1 protein-coding gene is annotated in these 1,050 nt (G+C 74.2%); it reads right to left on the bottom strand.

The window, feature by feature from the left end; genetic code table 11:
* Window positions 1-977, bottom strand: a 977-nt coding sequence (locus IEY30_RS21695; RefSeq protein ID WP_229675147.1) for an IS30 family transposase, incomplete at its 3' end; no start/stop codon positions are given.
* Between the last annotated feature and the right edge of the window lie 73 nt (window positions 978-1,050).

Here is a 1,050-nt window from a genome sequence, read left to right as displayed (position 1 = left end):
TGGTCGGCCAGCTCGGCGCCTTGGTCCCAGGTCAGGGTCTTGGCCAGGTGCGCCGGGAGCGCGGTGATCATCTCGGTGAGCCGGTCAGTGACGGTGGCCGCGTCGCGGCGGCCGGGGAGCCGGGCCAGGAGCACGTACCGGGTGGCGCGTTCGACCAGCGTGATGACGGCGCTGGATCCGCGGGCGCCGATGACCAGGTCGCCTTCCCAGTGCCCGGCCACGGCCCGGTCGGTCGCTTCGGCGGGGCGGGCCGTGATCGAGGCGTCCCCGACCCAGGACTTCCCGCGGGGCCGGGCGGCCAGCTTCGAGGCCGGCACGCGCGTGGTGCGTCCGCTGCGCAGTGCCTTCTCCCGTGCCAGCTCGGCGCGCAGGCTGCCACGACCCTGCACGTAGAGGGCCTGGTAGAGGGTTTCGTGACTGATCCGCATGGACTCATCGTCGGGGAAACGCGCCACCAGCTCGCCCTGGATCTGCTGCGGGGACCAGTGCTGTCCCAGCCCCTCGAGGACGAGCGCGCGCAGCGCCGCGTGCTCGGGCCGGTCCAGCTTCCGCGGCTGGGGACGGGCCCGGTTGGCGACGGTGCGGGCCTGAGCGGCCCGCACCGAGTACACCCCGGCGACGCGGTTACGGGCCAGTTCCCGGGTCACGCTGGAGCGGTGCACCCCCAGCTCGGCCGCGATCCGCGCCGGGCAGTGGCCCTCCCGCAGCCGCGCCGCGATCACGCCCCGGCCCGCCTCGGTCAGCCGGCCCCGCCCGTCGGTGAAATCGCCACACACCGACGGCGCCGCCCTCGCCACGAGGCTCGGCTCCACACGGGTCGGGTGGAGCACGCCCCCGATCGGTCCCATCCGCATCCTCATGCCAGCCACCTTGGCCCACCGGGCCACCGCGAACCGGTTCACCTCGACCTGCCGGGCCACCTGCAACCCCGACATGCCCTGCTCCAGCAGCCCGAGCGCCTGCTCCCGCTGAGCCACCGAATACCGCCGAAGCCCTGCCGCCATCGCCCGCCTCCACAAAGCCGTGTTGCGCAGACGATCTGAGACCGCC

It is taken from the genome of Terrabacter tumescens, assembly GCF_014646815.1.
GTDB classification, from domain to species: Bacteria; Actinomycetota; Actinomycetes; order Actinomycetales; family Dermatophilaceae; genus Terrabacter; species Terrabacter tumescens.
Note: the sequence above shows the minus strand (reverse complement) of the source record. Positions and strands in the feature narration are given on the sequence as shown.